Raw genomic sequence first — 21,849 nt, forward strand, 5'->3', positions numbered from 1 at the left:
GCTACGAGCGAAGCCGACCGATGTCCGCGGCGATCTCATCGAGGATGGTCGGATCATCGATCGTCGCCGGCACCGTGTAATCCTCGCCATTGGCAATGCTGCGCATCGTCCCACGCAGCGTCTTGCCCGACCGGGTCTTGGGCAGACGGCGTACGATCCGACAGTGGCGGAATGCCGCCACCGGCCCGATTTGATCGCGGATACGCTGCACCAACGCGGCCGTCAGCGCCGCTTCATCACCATCGAAGCCGGCGCCCGGGACCACCAGACCCACTGGCACCTGTCCCTTGGTCGCGTCGGCGACACCAAACACCGCCGCCTCCACCACGTCCGGATGGTCGATGAGCACCTCCTCCATCTGACCGGTGGATAGCCGATGACCGGCGACATTAATGACATCGTCAATGCGGCTCATGATATGGACATAGCCCGCCTCATCCACCAACCCGGAATCCCCGGTGAGGTAAAAGCCGGGATAGCGGGCAAGATAGCTCTCGCGGTGGCGCTCGCGATTGCCCCAGAGGGTCTGCAAGGTCCCCGGCGGCAGGGGCAGACGGATGACAATATTACCCAGCTCGCCGACCGGCATGTCCTCGCCCGCTTCGTCCAGCGCGCGCACGTCATAGCCGGGCATGGGCCGACCGGCGGCGCCGATTTCTACTGGGATGGACTCATATCCGAAGGGATAACCAGCGATGGCCCAGCCGGTTTCGGTCTGCCACCAGTGGTCGAGCACCGGCTTTTGCAGGTGACGCTCGGCCCAACGGACACTGTCCGGATCGGAGCGCTCACCGGCGAGGAAAAACGCCCGCAACGAGCCGAGATCCCGCGCGGCGATCGCCTGGCCATCGGGGTCGTCCTTCTTAATCGCCCTCAGCGCCGTCGGCGCCGTGAAAAGCGCTCGGGCCTGATAGGTCTCGACAATCCGCCAGAATGCCGAGGCATCCGGTGTGCCCACCGGTTTGCCCTCGAAAATGACCGTGGTCGATCCGTTGAGCAATGGCCCGTAGACGATGTAAGAGTGACCGACAACCCAGCCCACGTCCGAGGCGGTGAACATGACCTCCCCCGGCTGGACGCCGTAGACATTCGGCAGTGTCCAGGCAAGCGCGACCGCATGCCCGCCGTGATCGCGCACAATCCCCTTGGGCTTACCGGTGGTCCCGGAGGTGTAGAGGATATAAAGCGGGTGATCGGCCTCGACCGGCACCGGTGGCACCGGGTCAGCCGCTGCCATGGCTTCATGCCAATCGACATCACGCCCGGGAGTCAACGCACATGGCTTTGTTTCTCGCTGCAGGATCAGGCATTTGGCGATTTTTTCTCCCGCCGCTTCCAGGGCGCTGTCGAGCAACTGCTTGTAGTCCACGACCCCGCTGGGCTCGACGCCACAGGAAGCACTGATCAGCAGCTTGGGGTCGGCGTCGTCAATGCGTTTGGCGAGCTCGGGCGCGGCAAATCCCCCGAAAACCACGGAATGGATGGCCCCGATGCGGGCACAGGCGAGCATAGCCATGGCCGTCTCCGGCACCATGGGCATGTAGATCACCACCCGGTCGCCCTTCTCGACGCCAAGGTCACGAATGACCCCGGCCAGGCGGGCCACCTGATCCTGCAGCCCGCGATAACTGTACCGGCAGCTCTGCCCGGTGACCGGACTGTCCCAGATGATGGCGTCCTGCTCACCCCGGCCGCTTTCGACATGTCGGTCGATGGCGTTGTAGCAGGTGTTAAGTCGGCCCCCGGTGAACCAGCGATAAAAGGGTGCGTCCGAGTCATCCAGCACCCGCTGCCAGGCCTGGTCCCAGTCGACCCGGGCGGCCTGCTCCGCCCAGAAGCCCTCGGGGTCGGTGATGGAGCGCCGATAAAGGGCAGAATACTCCTCTCCATGCGTCATGGCCTACTCTCCTCCGATTGGCTGCCGCGTGGTTACCCCGCGGCTTTTTTCTCCTGTTTGCACCGCCACAGCCACATGCCCTCGGCGGTCAACCAGATATCCAGTCCATAGGCCTGTCGATAGGCCCACACCGACGCATCGGTTGGAAGCCATCGCGCCCAGCACTCCAGGAGCCGCGCCTCGAGATCCGCGACGGACGCCGCCTCAGCCGTCTGCTCAAGCCCGGCCTCCAGCATCTGCCCAAGGCGTTCTGCCGTACCGCGTACATCCGTGATCAAGGGGAAATGCGCCGGGGCGACCTGGGCGGGCGACAGCGCCAGGATGCGCGCCAACGTGGCGCGGTAGGCCTCAGGCTTGAACTGTGGCGGCGGCACCACCGGGACCATGAACGGCGCACCGGGCCCGCCGAAACCCGGATAGCCAGCGCCGAACGCATCCCCGGCAAGCAGGGTATCGGTCGCCTCGTCATAGATACTGAGGTGGTGCCAGGCATGTCCCGGGGTATGCAAAACGCGAAGCGCTCGCGTGCCCAGCGTCACCCGCGCCTCGTCGTCCAGGCCGCTCACCCGGTCCGCCGGCACCGGCGTCAGCGGCGCGTATTCCTGGTCAAAAAACGCATCGCCATAGAGCATGCGGACGCCGGCTTCGAGCCGCGTGGGATCCACCAGATGCTCCACACCCGAGGGATGGACACCCACCCGGGCCTTTGGCAACGATGCAAATAAGCCGCCGACCCCGCCGGCGTGATCCAGGTGAACATGGGTCGGCAGGATCCAGTGGACGGTGTCGTCGGTGGCGCCCAGATGCGACAGCGCTGTCAGGAGTGCCGGGACATTGGCGCCAACCCCGCTGTCGATGACGGCATGGGCGCCGTCCGAGCCCAGGATGTAGGCCGACGTATGGCCGGGGCGATAGTACCGGGTATCCAACCGATAAAGCCCATCGGCCAGCTCGACCAGCTCGTGTCCGGCGATGGCTTGACCCATTGCCGCTCTCCTCCTTGTTACGCGGCCGCTGGCCGCCGCGGGCACCGGTGGGCGCTGCTGGTCTAGGTTTTTCGACCGACGCGCGTCATCGCCCAGCCGATCAAGCCGGCACCCGTAATCTTCATCACCGCGCCCGGCAGAAAAGGCAACAGCCCGGCGGTGATCGCCTGTTCAACACCGCCCATCCAGACCGCCAGCCAGCACACCCCAACCGCGTAGACCGCGGTGTTGGCGATGCCGGCGGCGAGAACCCCCGTCAGCGGATGCCGCAGCCAGCCGCGGAGGGCGAGCTGTCCGGCAATCCAGGCGGCAGGCACCATGCCGATCAAATACCCGCCGGTTGGCCCCGCCAGGTAGGCCGGGCCACCCCCGGCCGCAAACACCGGCAGCCCCATCAGGCCCTGACCCAGATAAGCGAGCACCGTGGCCGCGCCCAGCATCGGTCCATAAACCAGTCCCAGCGCCAGCACGACAAACGTCTGCATGGTGAAGGGCACCGGCCAGAACGGGATCTCTACCCGCGCGGACAACGCCAGCAGGACACTGCCGACCAGTGCGCAGAGGATCGCCCTGTGGGCCCGGCGCCCAACCCAGCCACCAACAAGGGTCGTAGAACGGCTCGTCATCAAATGCTCCCAGATATTCGTTGGCTTAAAGGTAGCAGAGCAATGCCCCGTCGTCAGGGGGTTGCGCCAACACCCCCCGGCTGGTTCACCAGGCCGCTTCCATGGCCGCGACAAGGTCGTCGGCCGGAAGGACAACAGGATTGCCCTGCATGGATGAGGACCCGGCCGCGGCCCGGGCAATGGCTGGCAAGGCGTCCCGATCGACTCCCGCGGCGGCCAACCCCGGCAGACCCTGGCCGCGTGCCCAGTCCGCGAGGGTATCCAATGCATCCGTCTCAACGCCTCCGAGGGCGGCGGCAATCCAGTGCTTGACGGCTTGCAGTCGCCTGGCCACTTCGCCGTCCACCCGGGCTTCGTTGGCCTTGAGTACCGGCGGCAGCAGCGCGCCGGCAATCGCGCCGTGCGGCGCGGTGCAGACGCCGCCCAGCGGACCCGCCAGCCCATGAACGGCCCCGAGTTTGGCGTTGGCAAGCGCAAGTCCGCCGCAAAGACTCACCCAGGCCATTTCATCCCGCGCCGCCGAATCTTCGGCACCCATCAGCCGCGGCAGTGCCGCGAGCCCACGGGGGACGGCGTCGCGGCAGACCGTATCGGTGAAGGCGTTGGCGCGGCCGCTCAAAAACGGCTCAATGACCTGAGTGATCGCATCCAGGCCGCTCGCCAGGGTGACAGAACGCGGACAGTGATCCGTCAGGGCTGGATCCACAAACGCGCCGCGCGGTAATAGCCGTGGGTCCCTCAACGAGACCTTGCGTTGGGCGTCGGGGACGTCGATGACGGCATTCGCCGTGACCTCGGCACCGGTCCCGGCGGTGGTCGGCAAGGCAAAGAACGGCATCGGCGGCGCATCCAGTGCCCGCCCCCCGCCGACCACCTCCAGATAATCCATCACGCTGCCCTTCGCCGGGACAAGGCCCGCCACCGCCTTGGCCAGGTCGATGACAGCGCCCCCACCCAGGCCGGTAATGGCCTGCGCCTGCGCCTGGCGGCCGGTGGCGACGGCTGCTTCCACCAGCGGGACATCCGGCTCTCGGGGACAAGCGAAGGTCGCGACCGCAACGCCCCTTTCCTTCAGCCCCTCGACAAGCCAGCCGGCCCGGGCTGAATGCGCCCCATGAATGACCAGCACGCCGGTGGCCGCAGCGGCAATGGCATCGGCGGCCTCGCCGGCAATGCCGCGCCCAAAACGGATCTGCTCTGGCAGGTGCAACGCAAATGGCTTGATACCCAAGAAAGCGCCCTCATCCCGTGTCTTCGCCGGCATCATCCCTGAAAGCCGCGACCAGATCGATCTCGACCCGTGCATCAAGCGAGCAAGGCAACGGTTCATGGCGCGTCGCACCACTCCGATGCATCGCTGCAAACGGGTTGTCCATCATGGTGCGTTCGTGACATAACAGCGATGCGAGCAGTGATCCAAGCCGCTGAGTGGAGGAGAGGAATCGCTTTGGCACGACGATTGCTTTGTCACTGTTCGCCGAAGGGCTTTCTATCAACCTCGATGCAACAGAGGGTAAGAACCGATGAAAAAGACAATCATGACTGTTGGGCTGGCCACAGCCGGGCTGGTTGCCCTGGGCGGCCAGGCACAGGCGGCCACGCTGGACGATGTGCGTGACGCCGGGCAGCTGCGCTGTGGCGTGAGCACGGGGCTACCCGGGTTCTCGCAGCCGGACAGCGACGGTAACTGGACGGGCATCGATGTCGATACCTGCCGTGCCGTTGCCGCCGCCGTGCTGGGTGACGCCGAGGCCGTGGAGTTCGTGCCGCTGACCGCCGCCGAGCGTTTCACGGCGCTGCAATCGGGCGAGATTGACATGCTCTCGCGCAACACGACGTGGACCACCACCCGTGACGCGTCGCTGGGGCTGAACTTCACCGGCACCAACTACTACGACGGCCAGGGCTTTCTCATTGATGAGGGACTGGGCGTGGACAGCGCCGAGCAGCTCGACGGTGCCGCGGTCTGTGTGCAGGCCGGCACGACCACCGAGCTCAACCTGGCGGACTACTTCCGGGCCAACGACATGGAGTTCGAAGCCGTCGTGGTGGATTCCTCGGAGGCCAGTGCCCAGGCGTTCGACAATAACCGCTGTGACGTGCTGACGTCGGATACCTCTCAGCTGGCGGCACTCCGCACCCAGCTCAGCGACCCTGACGGGGCCGTCATCCTGCCGGAGGTGATCTCCAAGGAGCCGCTGGGTCCGGTGGTCCGCCAGGGTGATGACGAGTGGTTCAACGTGGTCAAATGGGTGCTGTTCGGGCAGATCAACGCCGAAGAGTATGGCATCAGCTCGGCCAACGTTGACGAGATGCTCGAGTCCGACAACCCGAACGTGGCCCGCATCCTGGGCACCGAGGGCAATATGGGCGAGATCCTCGGCCTTGATGATGACTTCATGGTCGATGTCCTCACCCAGATCGGTAACTACGGCGAGATGTTCGAGCGCAACGTCGGCCCCAATACACCGATTGGGCTGAGCCGAGGCGTCAACGAGCTGTGGACCGAGGGCGGCATCCTCTACGCACCGCCGTTCCGGTAAACCACGACTGGACGATGACTGAGCCGGCGGGGCACGGCCGACCGTGCCCCGCCCTATCCACAGCGACCAACACGGGATCTGCCCCGACCCATGGAAAGCGACGGAACACCGCTTCGGCCCGGCCGACCCAAACCGTGGAACGACCCCCGCGTTCGTGCGGTGGTTTTCCAGATCATCGCGGCCCTGACCGTGGCCTGGGTTGGGTGGACGCTTTTCCAGAACACCATCAGCAACATGGAAAGCCGGGGCATCAGCACCGGCTTTGGTTTTCTCAACAGCACCGCTGGCTTTGGCATCATCATGAGTCTTATCGAATACGACGAGACCATGACCTACGGCCGGACGTTTCTGGTGGGCCTCGCCAACACGGTCCTCGTCTCAGGGCTGGGGATTTTGCTGGCCACCGTTGTGGGCTTTGTCATGGGTGTGGCCCGACTGTCGAGCAACTGGCTGGTCCGCAAGGTCGCACTGGCCTACATCGAAATCTTTCGTAACATCCCGTTATTGCTACAAATCTTTTTCTGGTATTTTGCGGTCCTGGGGACATTGCCGGGCCCCCGTCAGGCGGTCAACGTCGGCGATGTCGCCTTTCTCAGCAACCGGGGCATTGTTCTGCCCAAGCCGATTTTCGAGCCCGGCGCCTGGTTGATCGGCGCCGGACTGGCTGCCGGTCTGGTCGTCACCTTCTTCATGGCGCGGTGGGCGCGCCGGCGACAGGCGGCCACCGGAGAGATATTCCCGGTCCTGCCCATTGGCACGGTGCTGATTCTCGGGCTGCCGTTGTTCGGCTATCTGATTCAGGGCGGCCCGGTGAGCTGGGATATTCCAGCGCTCGGAGGCTTCAACTTTCGTGGGGGGATTACCGCCATCCCCGAGCTGGGCGCTTTGCTGCTCGCCCTGACGCTCTACACCGCTTCATTCATTGCCGAGATCGTCCGCTCGGGGATCGAATCGGTCAGCAAAGGACAGACCGAAGCGGCCCTGGCCCTTGGCCTGCCACCGCGGCGGGTGCTGCGTCTGATCATTATTCCCCAGGCGATGCGGGTGATCATCCCGCCGCTGACCAGCCAGTACCTGAACCTGACCAAGAACTCCTCGTTGGCCGTTGCCATTGGCTATCCCGACCTGGTCAATGTATTCATGGGCACGACCCTCAATCAGACCGGGCAGGCGGTGGAGATCGTGGCAATGACCATGGCCGTTTACCTGTCCATCAGCCTGTTTATTTCGCTGCTCATGAACCTCTACAACCGCGCCGTTGCGCTCAAGGAGCGCTAACCCATGGCCATGCATCAGCCACAACCCGACCTTCCGCCTCCGGTGGCAGAACGCGGTGCACTCAAGTGGCTGCGCGAGAATCTCTTTTCGACCTGGTACAACAGCGTGCTGACGATCGTCGTCGGTTATTGGCTGCTCAGCACACTCATCCCGCTCATAGACTGGGCGTTCATCAGTGCCGTTTTCAACGGCGATGGCCCCGAGGCCTGCGCACCCGGTGCCGCCTGCTGGGTCTTTGTCCAGCAGCGGCTCGGGTTTTTCATCTACGGCTTCTACCCAGACGAGCTGTGGTGGCGACCGAATCTGGTTTTCGCGCTATTTGCCCTGGCGGTCGTCCCACAGTTTCTGCCCATTGCCGCGGCCATACGCAAGTGGCTCGCCATCTTCGGGCTGACGGGGCTGCCGGTGGCGGCCTATTTCCTCATCGCCGGCGGTCACTTCGGGCTTGAATCCGTCGATACCTCGCGCTGGGGCGGGCTGATGCTCACCCTGATTCTTGCCTATGTCGGCATCATCGCCGCCCTGCCCATTGGCACGCTGCTGGCGCTGGGGCGCCGATCCGAGATGCCCATCATCCGCGGGATCTGCGTGGTGTTCATCGAGTTCTGGCGGGCCGTGCCATTGATCACCATTTTGTTCATGGCCTCGGTCATGCTGCCGCTCTTCCTCCCCGAGGGGGTGACCTTCGACAAACTGTTACGGGCGCTGGTGGGGATTACGCTTTTTCAGTCGGCCTACATGGCCGAAGTGGTCCGCGGTGGGCTGCAGGCCATTCCCAAGGGGCAGTACGAGGCCGCCGAAGCCCTGGGACTCGGCTACTGGCGCCGCATGCGGCTGATCATCCTGCCCCAGGCGCTGAAGATCGTGATCCCCGGGATTGCCAATACCATTATTTCGCTTTTCAAGGACACCACGCTGGTGCTCATCATCGGGCTGTTCGATCTGCTCGGGGCGGTCAAATCCACGCTCAGCGACCCGGCCTGGGATAATGTCATGGCAGAAGGCTACCTGTTCGTGGCGTTCTGCTTCTGGGTGTTCTGCTTTGGCATGTCGCGCTACAGCCATCGGCTGGAGAAAAACCTCGACACCGGCCATCGCAGCTGAACAGGAGAGAGACGCATCATGTCACAGACCAACGATCCGGCCGTTGTTGCTCCCGACCAACCGGTTGAATCCCAGGCCAGCAGCCAGGAGATCATCCAGGTCAACGACCTGAACAAGTGGTTCGGCGAGTTCCATGTGCTCAAGTCCCTCAACCTGTCGGTCAAAAGAGGTGAGCGGATCGTCATCTGTGGGCCATCGGGGTCAGGCAAGTCGACCTTCATCCGCTGCATCAATCACCTCGAGGCACACCAGCGCGGCCAGATCGAGGTGGATGGCGTCGAATTGAACGAGGATCTGAAAAACATCGAGGCCATCCGGCGCGAGGTCGGAATGGTCTTCCAGCACTTCAACCTGTTCCCGCATCTGAGCGTGCTCGAGAACTGTCTGCTTGCACCGATCTGGGTTCGGAAAACGCCCCGCAAAGAGGCCATCGACACGGCCATGCATTACCTCGAGCGAGTGCGCATCCCCGAACAGGCGGATAAATATCCGGGGCAGCTCTCGGGCGGTCAGCAGCAGCGTGTTGCCATCGCACGGGCGCTTTGCATGCAGCCCAAGATCATGCTGTTCGACGAACCGACTTCTGCCCTTGATCCAGAGATGATCAAAGAGGTGCTCGACGTCATGATCGAACTCGCGGGCAGTGGCATGACCATGCTTTGTGTCACCCACGAGATGGGATTTGCCAAGACGGTTGCCGACCGGGTGATCTTCATGGATGGGGGTGAAATCGTCGAAGAAGCGCCACCGTCGACCTTTTTCAGCAATCCGACCCAGCCCAGAACCCAGGCCTTTCTCAAACAGATTCTCGACCACTAGCCCCCTATATGGGGGGCTTCGTACCCACCGCTTTACCTGCTATACCTCATCCCCTGGTCGTAATAATGCGACCAACCGGCCATCAGGGAGCGTTGGCCCAAAGGGGGAATCATGAAACGGGCGTTGATCGTCGACCCCGATCCAAGCGAACAACGACGGCTCGGTCGGATTCTAGTCGGACTCTACCCGCAGCTTGACGTCGACGTTGCCGATTGTCTGAAAGTCGCCTATGGAATGATCCGGCGCATGATGCCGGGGATGCTGATCACTGATCTTTACCTGCCAGACGGATCAGGCCTGGAATTACTCGCCCATGTACGGACCCATCACCCGACTGCGCCCCGGGTGATCATCACCCGCCATGATGACGAGCCTCATCTGCTGGCCGCGCTGCGACACGGTCTGGATGGTTATATCCTCAAAGACCACGGCGACAAGGGGATCCGATCGTTGTTCGAGCGCATTGGACGCGGGGAGCCGGCGCTCTCACCGGAGGTCATGCGACAGATACTGCGTCGGCTCGAGGGTGATGCGCAGACGCGAATGCAGCCGGCGACGAGTGACAATGGCGTGTTCAACCGCACGGCCAACAACCTGACCCGTCGCGAAACGGACGTTCTGGCGCTGCTTTGCAAAGGCTATGACCGTCACCAGGTCGCCGAAACCCTGGATATCAAGCCCTCCACCGTCGCCGGCCATATCAAGTCGATCTATCTCAAACTGGATGTCTCGACACGGGCCGAGGCGACCCTCGCCGCGGTCAGGATGGGGCTCGTGAATCTGGACGGCTAGCACCGGCTGAGTCGACCGCAGCGACCAGATTGGGATGACAGGCCAGATCCGCGAGGGTGATCCCGTCCAGAAAGGCCTGAATCTGTCCGGAGAGCTCGGACCAGAGCTCGTGGGTGAGACAGCGTTCTGTTTCGCTGCCATGCGTATCCGCTTCGGCCACCGCCTCCGCGCCCCGCTCGACGGCCAGCACCACCGCAGCGACACTGATTGAATCGGCTGAGGTGGTCAGGCGGTAACCCCCGCCCGGACCGCGTACGCCCTGCACGAGGCCGGTTTTTCGCAGCTGCGCGAAAAGCTGCTCGAGATACGAAAGTGACACCCCTTGACGGGTCGAGATATCGCTTAGCGTGACGGCTCCCTGCTGCTGGTGCATGACAAGATCCATCACACTGGTCAGGGCGTAGCGGCCGCGACTGGACAGACGCATCGTCGCCTCACACCGCCCAACGGCGGGCATCCGGTCGATCGACCACGCCGCCAGCGACGCCCCCCTCGCTGTCGAAACCATGGCCCTCGTGGAGGCAATAGCGCAGCCAGCGGTTGAGAAACCGATTCATCGACCAGCGCCAGTGGAGCTGACTCTGGCCACTCGCGACCTCAGCGGTGTCCTCCGCCGGGCCCGGTCGCCGCCGGTCCGGCCAGGATTCGGCCACCACCTCGGCCACCCGGGCGTCGTGGTAGATACGCACCATCAAATCCGGCAGTGCCTCGGCGCCGGCGGTACCGGAGAAGGTGTGGGTGAGCATGAGCGTTGTCGTATACGGGCAACGCTCGGTGACCGCCAGGTGCAGATCCGGGCCCCGCTCGACCTGCGAAAGCTGGGCGTCACGTTGACCATCCAGCTGCGGTACAAGACGGCGCAGATAAATGTAGTTGGCCTCGTAGAGCTCCATGAGCGCGGCGAAATCACCCTCGCCCAGAGTGTCCGTGAGCCGGTTGGCGGGATTTGCAAGCATGCCGCAGATGCTAGCACAGCCGACCGAGCGGTTTGGGCAGCCGCTGGCATTCGGCGGGGGTTTTTAATACAGTCTGCGCGGCAATTGGCGGGACTGGATCATCGTGGCGGCGATTTCTTCAATGGACATGGTCGTGGTGTCCGAGAAAGGCAGTTTCTCTTGATGAAACAGTCCTTCGGCACGGGCGGTTTCGTACTGACATTGGCGCAGCGAGGCATAGCGCGTGTTGGGCCGGCGCTCGGCACGGATCTGTGCGAGGCGCTCGGGCCGTATGGTCAGCGCGTAGAGCCGGTTTCGGTGCGGGCGAAGCACCTCGGGGAGTCGACCACTCAGAAGGTCGTCGTCGGTCAGCGGATAATTGGCCGCAAACAACCCGTAGTGCAGCGCCATATAAATACACGTGGGAGTTTTCCCGCAGCGCGAGACCCCCACCAGGATGACATCCGCCTGTTCGTAGTGACGGACGATGGCGCCATCATCAGCGGACAGGGCGTAATTCATGGCATCAATGCGCAGGTTGTATGCCCCCGGGTCCGCCATGCCATGGCTCTGACCGACGGTGTGGCTCGACTCCATGCCCAGCTCGCTTTCCAGCGGCCCGATGAAGGTGTCGAAGAAATCAAACACCACCGCGTTCACCCGCCGCAGCCGATTGCGCAGGCCGGCGTCGATGATGGTGCTGAAAACGATCGGTCGGCTGCCATTGGCGGCCCCGGCGGCTTCGATGCGCTCAATGGCCGCGTCCACCGCCTGGGGGCTGTCGGTGAACGGCATACTGACCGGCGTACAGTCGAGCGGAAACTGCGTAAGCAGGCTGTGGCCAAGGGTCTCGGAGGTGATGCCGGTACGGTCGGAGACGAAGAACACACTGCGGGCATTGGCCATGGCAGGATCAACCTTATTCAACGGGAACGGTGCGCCAGTGTACCGCTCCCGCCGCTACGTGGAGAGGGAGAACACAAGTGAGCGAGTACGTAGTCTGGTTTGAGTCCCTTGGAATGGGTGACGTCGAGCGCGTCGGCGGCAAGAATGCCTCGCTGGGCGAGATGATCAGCAACCTGGCCGATGCCGGCGTCCAGGTACCCGGTGGCTTTGCCACCACCGCTCAGGCTTACTGGGATTTCCTCGATGAAAGCGGCCTGCGCCAACGCATCGAAAAGGCCCTCGAGGGCCTGGATGTCGATGACACCCGGGCACTGGCCCAGACCGGCGCGGATATCCGCCAGATGATCATGGATACCCCCTTTCCACCGGCCCTCCATGAGCAGATCGTCTCTGCCTGGGAGACGCTGGTCGAACGCACCGGCAAGTCCAGCGAGCTAGCTGTCGCGGTGCGATCCTCGGCCACCGCCGAGGACCTCCCCGATGCGTCGTTTGCCGGGCAGCAGGAGACCTATCTCAACGTCCGCGGGCTGGATCACGTACTGCACTACATTCGCGATGTATTCGCCTCGCTATTCAACGACCGTGCCATCTCCTATCGCGTCCATCACGGCTTTGCCCACGAACAGGTCGCCCTCTCGGCCGGGGTGCAGGAGATGGTCCGCTCGGATACCGGCGCCTCGGGGGTGATGTTCACCATGGACACCGAGTCCGGCTTTCGGGATGTGGTCTTTGTCACCGCCTCGTACGGGCTGGGCGAAACCGTCGTCCAGGGTTCGGTCAACCCGGACGAGTTCTATGCCCACAAAGCGACGCTGGACGCCGGTCGTCCCGCGGTGCTGCGGCGCACCCTCGGCGAGAAGGCCATCAAGATGGTCTACAACGATGAGGGTGGCGACGAACTGGTCAAGGTGGTGGAGACCGACGACGCCGAGCGCATGCGCTTTTGTCTGACCGATGAAGAGGTCGAGTCGCTGGCGCGCCAGGCCATGACCATCGAACGCCACTATGGCCGGCCCATGGACATCGAATGGGGCAAAGACGGCGAGACCGGGCGGCTGTTCATCCTCCAGGCCCGCCCCGAGACGGTCAAAAGTCGGGATGGCGGGCAGAGCCTTCAGCGCTATCAGCTCCACGAGCGCGGCCAGGTCATGATCGAGGGCCGCGCCATCGGTCAGCGCATCGGCGCCGGCCGGGCCCGAGTGATCGATGACATCAATGACATGCACGATGTCGAGACCGGGGACGTGCTGGTGACCGACATGACCGACCCGGACTGGGAGCCGATCATGAAACGCGCCGCGGCCATCGTCACCAACCGCGGCGGTCGCACCTGCCATGCGGCCATCATCGCCCGCGAGCTGGGGATCCCGGCGGTGGTCGGAACCGGCGAAGGCACCGAACGGATCAGCGATGGCACCGAGGTGACCGTCTCGTGCGCCGAAGGCGATACCGGCTATATCTACCGCGGCATCCAGGATTTCGAGGTCAGAGAGATCGCCCTTGGCAACATGCCGGAACTGCCTTTCAAGATCATGATGAATGTCGGCAACCCGGATCGGGCGTTCGACTTTGCCCAGCTGCCCAACGCCGGCGTCGGTCTGGCGCGGCTGGAGTTCATCATCAACCGCATGATCGGCATCCACCCGCGTGCGTTGCTGGAGTTCGATCAACAATCCGCGGATCTGCAGGCGGTCATCCAGAACCAGATCGCCGGTTATGACGATCCAGTGAGCTTTTATGTCGACAAACTCGCCGAGGGCATCAGCACCCTGGCGGCAAGCTTCGGCGACAAGCCGGTCATCGTGCGCATGTCCGATTTCAAATCCAACGAATACGCCAATCTGATTGGCGGCGCCGCCTACGAACCCGAAGAAGAAAACCCGATGATTGGCTTCCGGGGGGCCTCGCGCTACATCGCTGAAAACTTCCGGCCCTGCTTCGAGCTTGAGTGCCGGGCGCTGCGCAAGGTCCGCGACACCATGGGCTTTACCAATGTCTGGATCATGATCCCCTTTGTCCGCACCCCCGAAGAAGGCCGACAGGTGGTGGAGCTGTTGGCCGCCAATGGGCTGGAAAAAGGCAAGGGTGGCCTCAAAGTCATCATGATGTGCGAGCTACCCTCCAACGCCGTGCTCGCCGATGAGTTCCTCGAAATCTTCGATGGCTATTCCATCGGCTCCAACGATCTCACCCAGCTGACCCTGGGACTGGATCGGGACTCCGGCCTGGTCGCCCATCTGTTCGAAGAGCGCGACCCGGCGGTGAAAGCACTGCTGGAGATGGCCATCCAGGCCGCACGCCGGGCGGGCAAGTATGTCGGCATCTGCGGCCAGGGTCCGTCGGATCATCCCGATCTGGCCCGATGGCTGATGGAACAGGGCATCGAGAGCGTCTCGCTCAACCCGGACAGCGTGGTCGAAACCTGGCTCTATCTGGCCGACGACCAGCAAGCGCACTGATTGACCGACACCGGCTCAGGCCCGCCCGGATCAGGAGCGGGCTTGAGCACAGCCGTCTCCTGCGATAAGTTGGTCAGACCAATTAACGGGAGGAGACGGCATGCCAGCCCATGCATTATTCCGGGACGAAGACCTGCGCTTCGATGTCGACGTCGACCCGCTCATTAACGCGCTCCGGCAGGTCCTGCCGGAGGAAGGGCTGATCGTTCACGAAGCCGGCTTGCGCGCCTACGAGTGCGATGGCCTTGCCCCGTACAAGCAACTGCCTCGACTGGTGGTGGTGCCCGAGACCATCGAACAGGTTCAGACCGTTTTGCGGCTGTGCCACGGGGCCGGCGTGCCAGTGGTCACACGCGGGTCAGGCACCAGCCTGTCCGGCGGCTCCCTGCCCCATCCCCAGGGGGTGCTGCTGGCCATGGGCAAATTCAACCGGATCCGTGAGATCGATCACCACCGGCGAATCGCCCGTGTCGAGCCCGGCGTCCGCAATCTGGCGATCACCGAAGCGGCGGCACCCTACGGGCTTTACTACGCGCCCGACCCTTCCTCGCAGATCGCCTGCTCGATCGGCGGCAACGTCGGCGAGAATGCCGGCGGCGTGCACTGCCTGAAATATGGCTTGACCGTTCATAACGTCCTCGCCGTCAAGGTCATCACCATGGAGGGCGAGCTCACCACCATCGGCTCCGAGTCACTGGATAGCCCCGGGCTTGATCTACTGGCCCTGATGCACGGCTCCGAGGGCATGCTGGGCGTGATTGTCGAGGTCACGGTCAAACTGCTGCCCAACCCTTTGACCAAGCAGGTGCTCATGGCGTCGTTTGCGGATGTCGAATCCGGCGGCCATGCCGTGGCCGGACTGATTGCCCGGGGCATTATCCCCGGCGGTCTGGAGATGATGGACGGCGCGGCGATTCAGGCGGCCGAGGATTTTGTCCAGGCCGGGTATGATACCGACGCCGCAGCGATCCTCATCTGTGAGCTCGATGGCAGTGAGGCCGAGGTCGCCGACCAGCTCAAGGCGGTGGATGAATGCCTGCGCGATCATGGCGCAACCCGCATCCAGGTGGCCGCCGATGATGAAGAGAAGGCCCGCTTCTGGGCCGGACGCAAAGCGGCCTTCCCCGCCGTTGGCCGGATTTCGCCCGATTACTACTGCATGGATGGCACCATCCCCCGCAAGCAGCTCGCCTACGTACTGCGCCGGATCAGCGAGATCAGCGCCGCAGAGGCCCTCGAGACGGTCAATGTCTTTCATGCCGGCGACGGCAACCTCCACCCCCTGATCCTCTTTGACGGCAATCAGCCCGGGCAGCTCGAAGCCGCCGAACGGGTAGGCAGCGCCATCCTGCAGTTATGCGTCGAAGTCGGTGGCACGGTCACCGGCGAGCACGGTGTCGGCGTGGAGAAAATCAACGAGATGTGCGTGCAGTTCGCCGGTGCCGAAATCGAACAGTTCCATGGCATCAAAGCGGCGTTCGATGAAAAGGGATTGCTCAATCCGGGCAAAGCGATCCCGACGCTCAACCGATGCGCGGAATTTGGCCGTTTGCATGTGCACAACGGCGAGCTGCCCCACCCCGAGCTGGAGCGGCTCTGATGACGGGCACCGACCAGAGTGAGGCGTTGCGCGAGCGTGTCGCCGATGCGGCCGATCAAGGCGAGGCGCTGTCAATCACCGGCAGCGGCAGCAAGCATTTCTATGGCAACCCGGTACAGGGCAGTGCGCTGGATATCAGTGCGCATCGAGGCATTATCAGCTACGAACCCACTGAACTTGTCCTCACCGCAAGGGCGGGCACACCGATTGTCGAGATCGAGGAGGCACTGACCGCCGAGGGACAGCGCCTGGCCTTCGAGCCACCGCAGTTCAATGGCGGCGGCACCCTGGGCGGTGTGGTGGCCGCCGGACTCGCCGGGCCCCGCCGTCCCTACGGCGGTGCGGTCCGTGACATGGTGCTGGGGCTGCGATTGATCAATGGCCGTGGTGAGCTGATGCGCTTTGGCGGCGAGGTCATGAAAAACGTCGCCGGCTATGACGTGGCAAGGTTGAACACCGGCGCCCTGGGCACACTCGGGGTGATCACCGAGGTCTCGCTCAAAGTGCTGCCGGCACCGGCGGCGCGGGTCACGCTCGAGGTCGAAGCCGATCCCACCCAATGCCACGACCTCAGCGAGCAGTGGCTGCGTAATGGCCGCCCCTTGAGTGGGATGATCCACGACGGCGAGCGTTTGTACGCGCGTTTCGAAGGCACCACCTCGGCGGTGGATGACGCCGTCGCCGCCATTGATGGCAAGGCGCTGGAACCGGCCGCAGCGGATGCCTTCTGGCAATCGATACGAGACCAGCGTCATGAGTTTTTTGCCGGCGACGAACAACCGCTCTGGCGCATTTCACTGCCGCCGGCTTCGGACCCGACGGTATACGGCGAGCGCTTGTTGATCGACTGGTCGGGCCAACAGCTCTGGCTACGGGGTCACCCAGAGCCGCACAACCTGCGCGCCCGGGCCGCGGCCCAGGGCGGTAGCGCGACGCTGTTCCGCGGGCGGATTGATGGCGTCGGCGCCTTCCCGCCCCTGGATGCGGTCCAGGCCCGCCTGCATCAAAACATCAAAAAGGCCTTCGACCCCCACGGCATCCTCAACCCCGGCCGACTCTACCCCGACGCGGAGGTTAGCTGAGCATGCAGACCCATCTGGCTGATTTCATCAAAGACAGCGCCGCCGGCCAGGAGGCGGATGCGATCCTGCGCAAATGCACGCATTGTGGATTTTGTCTGGCCAATTGTCCGACCTACCGCTTACTGGGTGACGAGTTGGACAGCCCCCGCGGGCGGATCTACCAGATCAAGCAGGTCCTCGAAGGCGAGGCCCCCACCGAGAGCATTCAATTGCATCTCGACCGTTGCCTGACTTGCCGCGCCTGCGAGACGACCTGCCCGTCCGGCGTGGAATACGGTCGGCTTGCCGACCTAGGCCGAGAGATTGTCGAAGAACAAGTGCCGCGCCGGGGATTGCAGCGATGGGTGCGGACCGGGCTGCGGACCGTCCTGCCCCGGCCACGGCTTTTCGGGACGCTGCTGACGATGGGACGTCTGACCCGCCCGCTCGTCCCCGGGCCGCTGCGCAAAAAAATCCGTCCCCGTCGCCCGGCGCCGGCCTGGCCGTCGGCATCGACCCACAGCCGGTTTGTGCTCATGCTCGAGGGCTGTGTCCAGCCCGCCCTGGAGCCGCCCATCAACCCCCAGACGGCGCGGCTCATGGACGACCTGGGCATTGCGGTAAAAAGAACCACCGAGGTCAGCTGCTGTGGCGCGATTGACCAGCACCTGGGGGCCAGCGAAGCCGCCAAGGCACGCATCCGATCAAACATCGACGCCTGGTGGCCGCACATCAAGGCCGGCGCCGAGGCGATAGTGGTCAACGCTAGTGGCTGCGGTGCCCAGGTCAAAGACTATGGCCATCTGCTCGCGGATGACCCGGACTATGCCGAGAAAGCCGCCCGAGTGACAGCGCTTGCCATCGATCCGATCGAGTTGCTCGAACGTCACGCCGATCAACTGGCGCCAGCAGACGATGCACCACGCCGGGTGGCGTTCCAGACGCCCTGCACACTGCAACATGCCCAAAAGCTCAATGGCCGGGTGGATGCGCTCATGGCGCGTATCGGCTTTGATATGACGCCGGTGCCCGATGCCCATCTCTGCTGCGGTTCGGCCGGGACCTATTCGGTTCTTCAGCCGGAAATGGCCGAGCAGCTGCGAACACAGAAACTCGAAAACCTCAACACCGGCGAGCCGCAGGTCATCGCCACCGCCAATATCGGCTGCCTGACCCACCTGGACGAAGCCTCGGAGATTCCAGTCCGGCACTGGCTTGAGCTGATCAAAGTCGCCTGAGCAACAACCTCGGGCGCTGCTACACTGCGCCGGTGTGCAATCGCCAATGGAGTCATCCATGACCGACCCTGCCCTGCCGGTGGTCATCGACAGTGATGATCTGGCGCGGCGTCTGCAAAACGACCCGCCACCACGGGTGGTATTCGTCGGCGATGAGGCCGCCTTCGCCCAGGCGCATATCCCGGGGGCGGGCTGTCTGGACTACGCCCGCCTCAACCATGCCCGGCCACCGGCACCCGGGTTGTTGCCGCCGATGGCGGTGCTCTCGACGGCACTCGGGGAAGCGGGTATCGAGCCACAGCGTCCTGTCGTGGCCTACGATGACAGTGGCGGCGGTCGGGCATCGCGGCTTGTGTGGACCCTCAATGCCCTCGGTCACTGGGAAGCGGCCATCCTCGATGGCGGTCTTCATGCCTGGATCCGCAGCGGAGAAGCGACCGCCTCCGGTGGGCCGGTTCAGCCCTCGACGCCGCCTTACCCCGCCGAGCTTCGCAATCCGGAAGTGGTCGCCGATCGGGGCTATATCGAGGCCCATCTGGATGATCCGGCGGTCTGCATCCTCGATGCCCGGACACCGGCCGAGTACAGCGGCGTGGACGTGCGAGCCGCTCGGGGCGGCCATATCCCGGGGGCCATCAATCTGGACTGGGCCGATAACCGCGATCCGGACGACGGGTTCCGGCTACGTCCGACCGCAATGCTCGAGGCTTTGTACCGACAGCATGGCCTCACACCCGATAAGGAAATCATCACCCACTGCCAGACGCATCATCGCTCGTCGCTGAGCTATGTCGTGCTGCGCCATCTTGGCTTCGACCATGTCCGCGGCTACGACGGATCCTGGTCTGAGTGGGGGAATCACCCCGACACGCCCATTGTTACCGGGCCCGAGCCGCATCCACCAGAAAATGCGCCCGATAATGGCGGAGCTCGTTGATGGAATCGCGGATGTCATCCAGCGCCAGGTGGGATGACTGCTTGGTGAAACCTGTGGTGACCGACGGCAGCCAGCGGGTGGCGAGCTCCTTGAGTGTGCTGACATCGATGTGACGGTAATGGAAATAACGCATCAGCCTCGGCATGGATCGGTGCATGAAGCGCCGGTCCTGGCAGATACTGTTGCCACACATCGGCGACACCCCTGGCGGGACCCATTGCTCGAGAAAGGCCAGGGTGCGTTGTTCCGCTTCGGCCTCGTCCACGGTGCTCTCGCGAACCCGTTTGAGCAGACCCGAGCCACCATGCTGGTTCTGGTTCCAGTCATCCATGCCGGCGAGGACGTCCTCGGGTTGGTGGATGGCAATGACCGGTCCCTCGGCGAGGATCTCGAGCTGGGCATCGGTGACAATGGTCGCCACCTCAATGATCCGATCGCGATCGACATCAAGCCCTGTCATCTCCAGGTCGATCCAGATGAGATTGTCCTGGGAAAAACCCATCGAGTCGCCCCCTGTTGGCCGAAAAAACACCCGAGAGTCTACCAGAGCGCTCGTCGATCAGCGGCCGGAGGCGATGACTGATGCGCCGCCGCGGACGGGTCGTGCTGAGCACCGGCGATCACTGCCTGGTCGCCGACCAAAGCGGTGACCTCCACCGCTGTCAGCTGCGCCGGCGTGGCGGCCGCCCCGTCTGCGGCGACTGGATCGACTGGCAAGCGCAGTCCGGTGGTGCTGTGGTCGAGGCCGTCGAGCCACGCCGCAACGTCATCGAGCGTGGCGATTTCCGCGGCCATCCCCGCCCCCTGGCGGCCAATGTCGACCGGATGGTCCTTGTCATCGCCCCGACACCGACGCCGGACCCGCTGCTCATCGACCGGTACCGGGTGCTCAGTCGGGCGGCCGCCATCCCCCTGACGCTCTGGCTCAATAAAACCGACCGGCTCGAAGAGGCGCAGCGCCATGCCCTGCTGACGCGGCTCAGCGCCGACCACCACCGGCTTGACTGCCTGGATGGTAGTGCCCGATCAGGGGCCGGGCTCGATGCGATTCGCCGATTGATCGGTGCCGGGACGGCAATCCTCGTTGGCCAATCCGGGGTTGGCAAATCATCCCTTACAAAGGCGCTGGTACCCGGTGTGGATCTGCGCGTCGGCGAAATCAACCGCGCGAGCGGTCAAGGCAGACACACCACCACCGAAACAATACTGGTCGAGCACCCGGGCGGACCGGCATTGATCGACTCCCCCGGCGTGCGCACCCTGCGGCTCGACCATCTCTCGCCCGGGCAGGTCATGGCCGCCTTTCCGGACATCGCCGAACTTACCGGTCAATGCCAGTTCCGTGATTGCCGACACAACGGCGAACCCGGTTGCGCTTTGCAGCGCGCACGCGAATCCGGCGCCTTACCGGCACAGCGCATCGCGCACTGGGCACGACTCATGCAGGAGACCGAGAACGGTTTGGCAGATCAGAAAAGTTGATCTATAGTTAAGGCAACGTTGAACACGGAGGCCCGGGTATCCATATCCCGCAGGCAACGATAAAAAGCCGGATGACTGATCCGGCGCCCTACTCCCCCAAACATCGAATCGCCCCGTGCCCGATGCGGTACGGTCGGCATTTGATGGCTTCTCCGCCAATCACTAACCGCTAATCAAGCGAAGAGAACGGAGCAAACCATGATGAAGCGTTCCATTTACGCACTTGCCCTTTCGGGCGCCATGCTGCCGATGGCCGCCAACGCCGAATGCGGCGAGGTGTCTGTGGCAGAAATGAACTGGACTTCCGGTGGCGTTAACACCGGCGTCATCGCCTTCCTGCTCGAGGAGGGCTATGGCTGTGACGTGACGGTGGTACCGTCGGCCACGACGACCGCGATCACCTCGCTGGCCGAAAACAACGAGCCGGACGTGGTCCCGGAGCTGTGGGTCAACTCCGCTCCGGCCTATTTTGACCTGGCGGACGAGGGCAAGGTCGTTAAGGCCTCGGACTCGTTCAGCGACGGTGGCACCGAGCACTGGCTGGTGCCGAGCTACCTGGTCGAGGAGCATCCGGAGCTCGCCACTATCGAGGGTATCCTCGACAACCCTGAACTGGTGGGGGCGCGCTTCCACAACTGCCCCGACGGGTGGGGTTGCCGCATCGTCAACGACTCGCTGAAGGAGGCGTTTGACCTCGAGGGCAACGGCATCGAGGTGTTCAACCACGGTTCGGGCGAGACCCTCGCCGGCGCCATGGCCTCGGCCTATGAAAACCAGGAGCCCTACTTCGGCTACTACTGGGGCCCCACGGCACCGCTTGGTAAGTACGACATGGTCAGCGTTGATCTGGGTCCGTACAACGAAGAGGTCCACAACTGCAACCAGGACACCGAGTGCAACGAGGTGGGTGTGTCGTCCTTCCCATCGGCCGATGTGTTCAACGTGGTCACCTCGGACTTTGCCGAGCGTGAGCCGGAAGCGTTCGAGCTGATCCAGAACGTCAGCATCTCGAACGACACAATGAACGGCATCCTGGCCTGGCACTCCGACAACCAGGCGAGCATCGATGAGGCAGTGGTCTACTACCTGCAGAACAACCAGGATCAGTGGATGAGCTGGCTCAGCGAAGAGGCCCAGGCGAACCTCGAGGGCATGTTCTAAAACACCCCGGGTAGCGCCAAACAGG

At 63.7% G+C, this 21,849-nt stretch carries 20 protein-coding genes; 12 read left to right on the top strand and 8 right to left on the bottom strand.

Annotated features, from left to right (window positions below):
* Window position 1 precedes the first annotated feature (1 nt).
* The 4 genes from V6X73_RS00485 to V6X73_RS00500 form a co-directional block, all read right to left on the bottom strand.
* Window positions 2–1,897 (bottom strand): propionyl-CoA synthetase, encoded by a 1,896-nt coding sequence (locus V6X73_RS00485; RefSeq protein WP_367958283.1) that lies wholly within the window; start codon window positions 1,895–1,897, stop codon window positions 2–4.
* A gap of 32 nt (window positions 1,898–1,929) precedes the next feature.
* Window positions 1,930–2,883, bottom strand: a complete 954-nt coding sequence (locus tag V6X73_RS00490) for an MBL fold metallo-hydrolase (RefSeq protein ID WP_367958282.1) — start codon at window positions 2,881–2,883, stop codon at window positions 1,930–1,932.
* 62 nt (window positions 2,884–2,945) lie between these two features.
* Window positions 2,946–3,509, bottom strand: coding sequence for a biotin transporter BioY (locus tag V6X73_RS00495; RefSeq protein ID WP_367958281.1), 564 nt, complete (start codon window positions 3,507–3,509; stop codon window positions 2,946–2,948).
* 85 nt (window positions 3,510–3,594) lie between these two features.
* A complete protein-coding gene (locus V6X73_RS00500) occupies window positions 3,595–4,740 on the bottom strand; it encodes an iron-containing alcohol dehydrogenase (protein WP_367958280.1) in 1,146 nt (381 codons plus the stop codon).
* A gap of 292 nt (window positions 4,741–5,032) precedes the next feature.
* Between V6X73_RS00500 and V6X73_RS00505 the strand changes: the two genes are divergently transcribed.
* From V6X73_RS00505 to V6X73_RS00525, 5 genes are all read left to right on the top strand, one after another.
* On the top strand, window positions 5,033–6,052 hold the full coding sequence (locus tag V6X73_RS00505; protein WP_367958279.1) for an amino acid ABC transporter substrate-binding protein: 1,020 nt from the start codon (window positions 5,033–5,035) through the stop codon (window positions 6,050–6,052).
* A 90-nt stretch (window positions 6,053–6,142) separates the two neighbouring features.
* Window positions 6,143–7,330 (top strand): amino acid ABC transporter permease, encoded by a 1,188-nt coding sequence (locus V6X73_RS00510; protein ID WP_367958278.1) that lies wholly within the window; start codon window positions 6,143–6,145, stop codon window positions 7,328–7,330.
* A gap of 3 nt (window positions 7,331–7,333) precedes the next feature.
* Entirely contained in the window at window positions 7,334–8,434 is a 1,101-nt protein-coding gene (locus V6X73_RS00515; protein WP_367958277.1) for an amino acid ABC transporter permease, read from the top strand.
* A gap of 18 nt (window positions 8,435–8,452) precedes the next feature.
* Window positions 8,453–9,253, top strand: a complete 801-nt coding sequence (locus V6X73_RS00520) for an amino acid ABC transporter ATP-binding protein (protein WP_456154518.1) — start codon at window positions 8,453–8,455, stop codon at window positions 9,251–9,253.
* A gap of 111 nt (window positions 9,254–9,364) precedes the next feature.
* Window positions 9,365–10,045, top strand: a complete 681-nt coding sequence (locus tag V6X73_RS00525) for a response regulator (RefSeq protein ID WP_367958276.1) — start codon at window positions 9,365–9,367, stop codon at window positions 10,043–10,045.
* Here the strand turns inward: V6X73_RS00525 and V6X73_RS00530 are convergent.
* The 3 genes from V6X73_RS00530 to ppsR all read right to left on the bottom strand — a co-directional run bounded on the left by V6X73_RS00530 (window position 10,014) and on the right by ppsR (window position 11,886).
* Window positions 10,014–10,472: an Rrf2 family transcriptional regulator gene (locus V6X73_RS00530; protein WP_367958275.1), complete on the bottom strand. Its 459-nt coding sequence runs from the start codon at window positions 10,470–10,472 to the stop codon at window positions 10,014–10,016. The two genes, V6X73_RS00525 and V6X73_RS00530, sit on opposite strands and share 32 nt — an antisense overlap.
* Before the next feature lie 7 nt (window positions 10,473–10,479).
* On the bottom strand, window positions 10,480–11,001 hold the full coding sequence (locus V6X73_RS00535; RefSeq protein WP_367958274.1) for a DUF1249 domain-containing protein: 522 nt from the start codon (window positions 10,999–11,001) through the stop codon (window positions 10,480–10,482).
* A gap of 63 nt (window positions 11,002–11,064) precedes the next feature.
* A complete protein-coding gene (gene ppsR / locus V6X73_RS00540; protein ID WP_367958273.1) occupies window positions 11,065–11,886 on the bottom strand; it encodes a posphoenolpyruvate synthetase regulatory kinase/phosphorylase PpsR in 822 nt (273 codons plus the stop codon).
* Between the two features lie 77 nt (window positions 11,887–11,963).
* On the opposite strand from ppsR, the gene ppsA reads away from it, so the two are divergent.
* From ppsA to V6X73_RS00565, 5 genes are all read left to right on the top strand, one after another.
* Window positions 11,964–14,345, top strand: a complete 2,382-nt coding sequence (gene ppsA, locus V6X73_RS00545) for a phosphoenolpyruvate synthase (protein WP_367958272.1) — start codon at window positions 11,964–11,966, stop codon at window positions 14,343–14,345.
* A gap of 100 nt (window positions 14,346–14,445) precedes the next feature.
* On the top strand, window positions 14,446–15,945 hold the full coding sequence (locus V6X73_RS00550) for an FAD-linked oxidase C-terminal domain-containing protein (RefSeq protein ID WP_367958271.1): 1,500 nt from the start codon (window positions 14,446–14,448) through the stop codon (window positions 15,943–15,945).
* On the top strand, window positions 15,945–17,027 hold the full coding sequence (glcE, locus tag V6X73_RS00555) for a glycolate oxidase subunit GlcE (protein ID WP_367958270.1): 1,083 nt from the start codon (window positions 15,945–15,947) through the stop codon (window positions 17,025–17,027). The genes V6X73_RS00550 and glcE overlap by 1 nt, the downstream gene beginning before the upstream one ends.
* Before the next feature lie 2 nt (window positions 17,028–17,029).
* Window positions 17,030–18,244 (top strand): glycolate oxidase subunit GlcF, encoded by a 1,215-nt coding sequence (gene glcF / locus V6X73_RS00560; RefSeq protein ID WP_367958269.1) that lies wholly within the window; start codon window positions 17,030–17,032, stop codon window positions 18,242–18,244.
* 58 nt (window positions 18,245–18,302) lie between these two features.
* Window positions 18,303–19,181, top strand: coding sequence for a sulfurtransferase (locus V6X73_RS00565; protein WP_367958268.1), 879 nt, complete (start codon window positions 18,303–18,305; stop codon window positions 19,179–19,181).
* On the opposite strand, the gene orn is transcribed toward V6X73_RS00565, so the two are convergent.
* A complete protein-coding gene (gene orn / locus V6X73_RS00570; protein WP_367958267.1) occupies window positions 19,123–19,683 on the bottom strand; it encodes an oligoribonuclease in 561 nt (186 codons plus the stop codon). The genes V6X73_RS00565 and orn overlap by 59 nt on opposite strands.
* Before the next feature lie 80 nt (window positions 19,684–19,763).
* On the opposite strand from orn, the gene rsgA reads away from it, so the two are divergent.
* A complete protein-coding gene (rsgA, locus tag V6X73_RS00575) occupies window positions 19,764–20,663 on the top strand; it encodes a ribosome small subunit-dependent GTPase A (RefSeq protein WP_367958266.1) in 900 nt (299 codons plus the stop codon).
* A gap of 201 nt (window positions 20,664–20,864) precedes the next feature.
* Entirely contained in the window at window positions 20,865–21,824 is a 960-nt protein-coding gene (locus tag V6X73_RS00580) for an ABC transporter substrate-binding protein (RefSeq protein WP_367958265.1), read from the top strand.
* Window positions 21,825–21,849: the final 25 nt, after the last annotated feature.

Origin of the sequence: Spiribacter pallidus, assembly GCF_040838495.1 — a bacterium.
In the GTDB taxonomy this organism is placed as follows: domain Bacteria; phylum Pseudomonadota; class Gammaproteobacteria; order Nitrococcales; family Nitrococcaceae; genus Spiribacter; species Spiribacter pallidus.

What these genes read in the sequence shown, in the direction of transcription:
- V6X73_RS00485 (WP_367958283.1), bottom strand. Translation starts at nt 1,897, where the DNA reads ATGACGCATGGAGAGGAGTATTCTGCCCTTTATCGGCGCTCCATCACC.
- V6X73_RS00490 (WP_367958282.1), bottom strand. Translation starts at nt 2,883, where the DNA reads ATGGGTCAAGCCATCGCCGGACACGAGCTGGTCGAGCTGGCCGATGGG.
- V6X73_RS00495 (WP_367958281.1), bottom strand. Translation starts at nt 3,509, where the DNA reads ATGACGAGCCGTTCTACGACCCTTGTTGGTGGCTGGGTTGGGCGCCGG.
- V6X73_RS00505 (WP_367958279.1), top strand. Translation starts at nt 5,033, where the DNA reads ATGAAAAAGACAATCATGACTGTTGGGCTGGCCACAGCCGGGCTGGTT.
- V6X73_RS00510 (WP_367958278.1), top strand. Translation starts at nt 6,143, where the DNA reads ATGGAAAGCGACGGAACACCGCTTCGGCCCGGCCGACCCAAACCGTGG.
- V6X73_RS00515 (WP_367958277.1), top strand. Translation starts at nt 7,334, where the DNA reads ATGGCCATGCATCAGCCACAACCCGACCTTCCGCCTCCGGTGGCAGAA.
- V6X73_RS00520 (WP_456154518.1), top strand. Translation starts at nt 8,453, where the DNA reads ATGTCACAGACCAACGATCCGGCCGTTGTTGCTCCCGACCAACCGGTT.
- V6X73_RS00525 (WP_367958276.1), top strand. Translation starts at nt 9,365, where the DNA reads ATGAAACGGGCGTTGATCGTCGACCCCGATCCAAGCGAACAACGACGG.
- V6X73_RS00530 (WP_367958275.1), bottom strand. Translation starts at nt 10,472, where the DNA reads ATGCGTCTGTCCAGTCGCGGCCGCTACGCCCTGACCAGTGTGATGGAT.
- V6X73_RS00535 (WP_367958274.1), bottom strand. Translation starts at nt 11,001, where the DNA reads ATGCTTGCAAATCCCGCCAACCGGCTCACGGACACTCTGGGCGAGGGT.
- ppsR (WP_367958273.1), bottom strand. Translation starts at nt 11,886, where the DNA reads ATGGCCAATGCCCGCAGTGTGTTCTTCGTCTCCGACCGTACCGGCATC.
- V6X73_RS00550 (WP_367958271.1), top strand. Translation starts at nt 14,446, where the DNA reads ATGCCAGCCCATGCATTATTCCGGGACGAAGACCTGCGCTTCGATGTC.
- glcE (WP_367958270.1), top strand. Translation starts at nt 15,945, where the DNA reads ATGACGGGCACCGACCAGAGTGAGGCGTTGCGCGAGCGTGTCGCCGAT.
- glcF (WP_367958269.1), top strand. Translation starts at nt 17,030, where the DNA reads ATGCAGACCCATCTGGCTGATTTCATCAAAGACAGCGCCGCCGGCCAG.
- V6X73_RS00565 (WP_367958268.1), top strand. Translation starts at nt 18,303, where the DNA reads ATGACCGACCCTGCCCTGCCGGTGGTCATCGACAGTGATGATCTGGCG.
- orn (WP_367958267.1), bottom strand. Translation starts at nt 19,683, where the DNA reads ATGGGTTTTTCCCAGGACAATCTCATCTGGATCGACCTGGAGATGACA.
- rsgA (WP_367958266.1), top strand. Translation starts at nt 19,764, where the DNA reads ATGCGCCGCCGCGGACGGGTCGTGCTGAGCACCGGCGATCACTGCCTG.
- V6X73_RS00580 (WP_367958265.1), top strand. Translation starts at nt 20,865, where the DNA reads ATGAAGCGTTCCATTTACGCACTTGCCCTTTCGGGCGCCATGCTGCCG.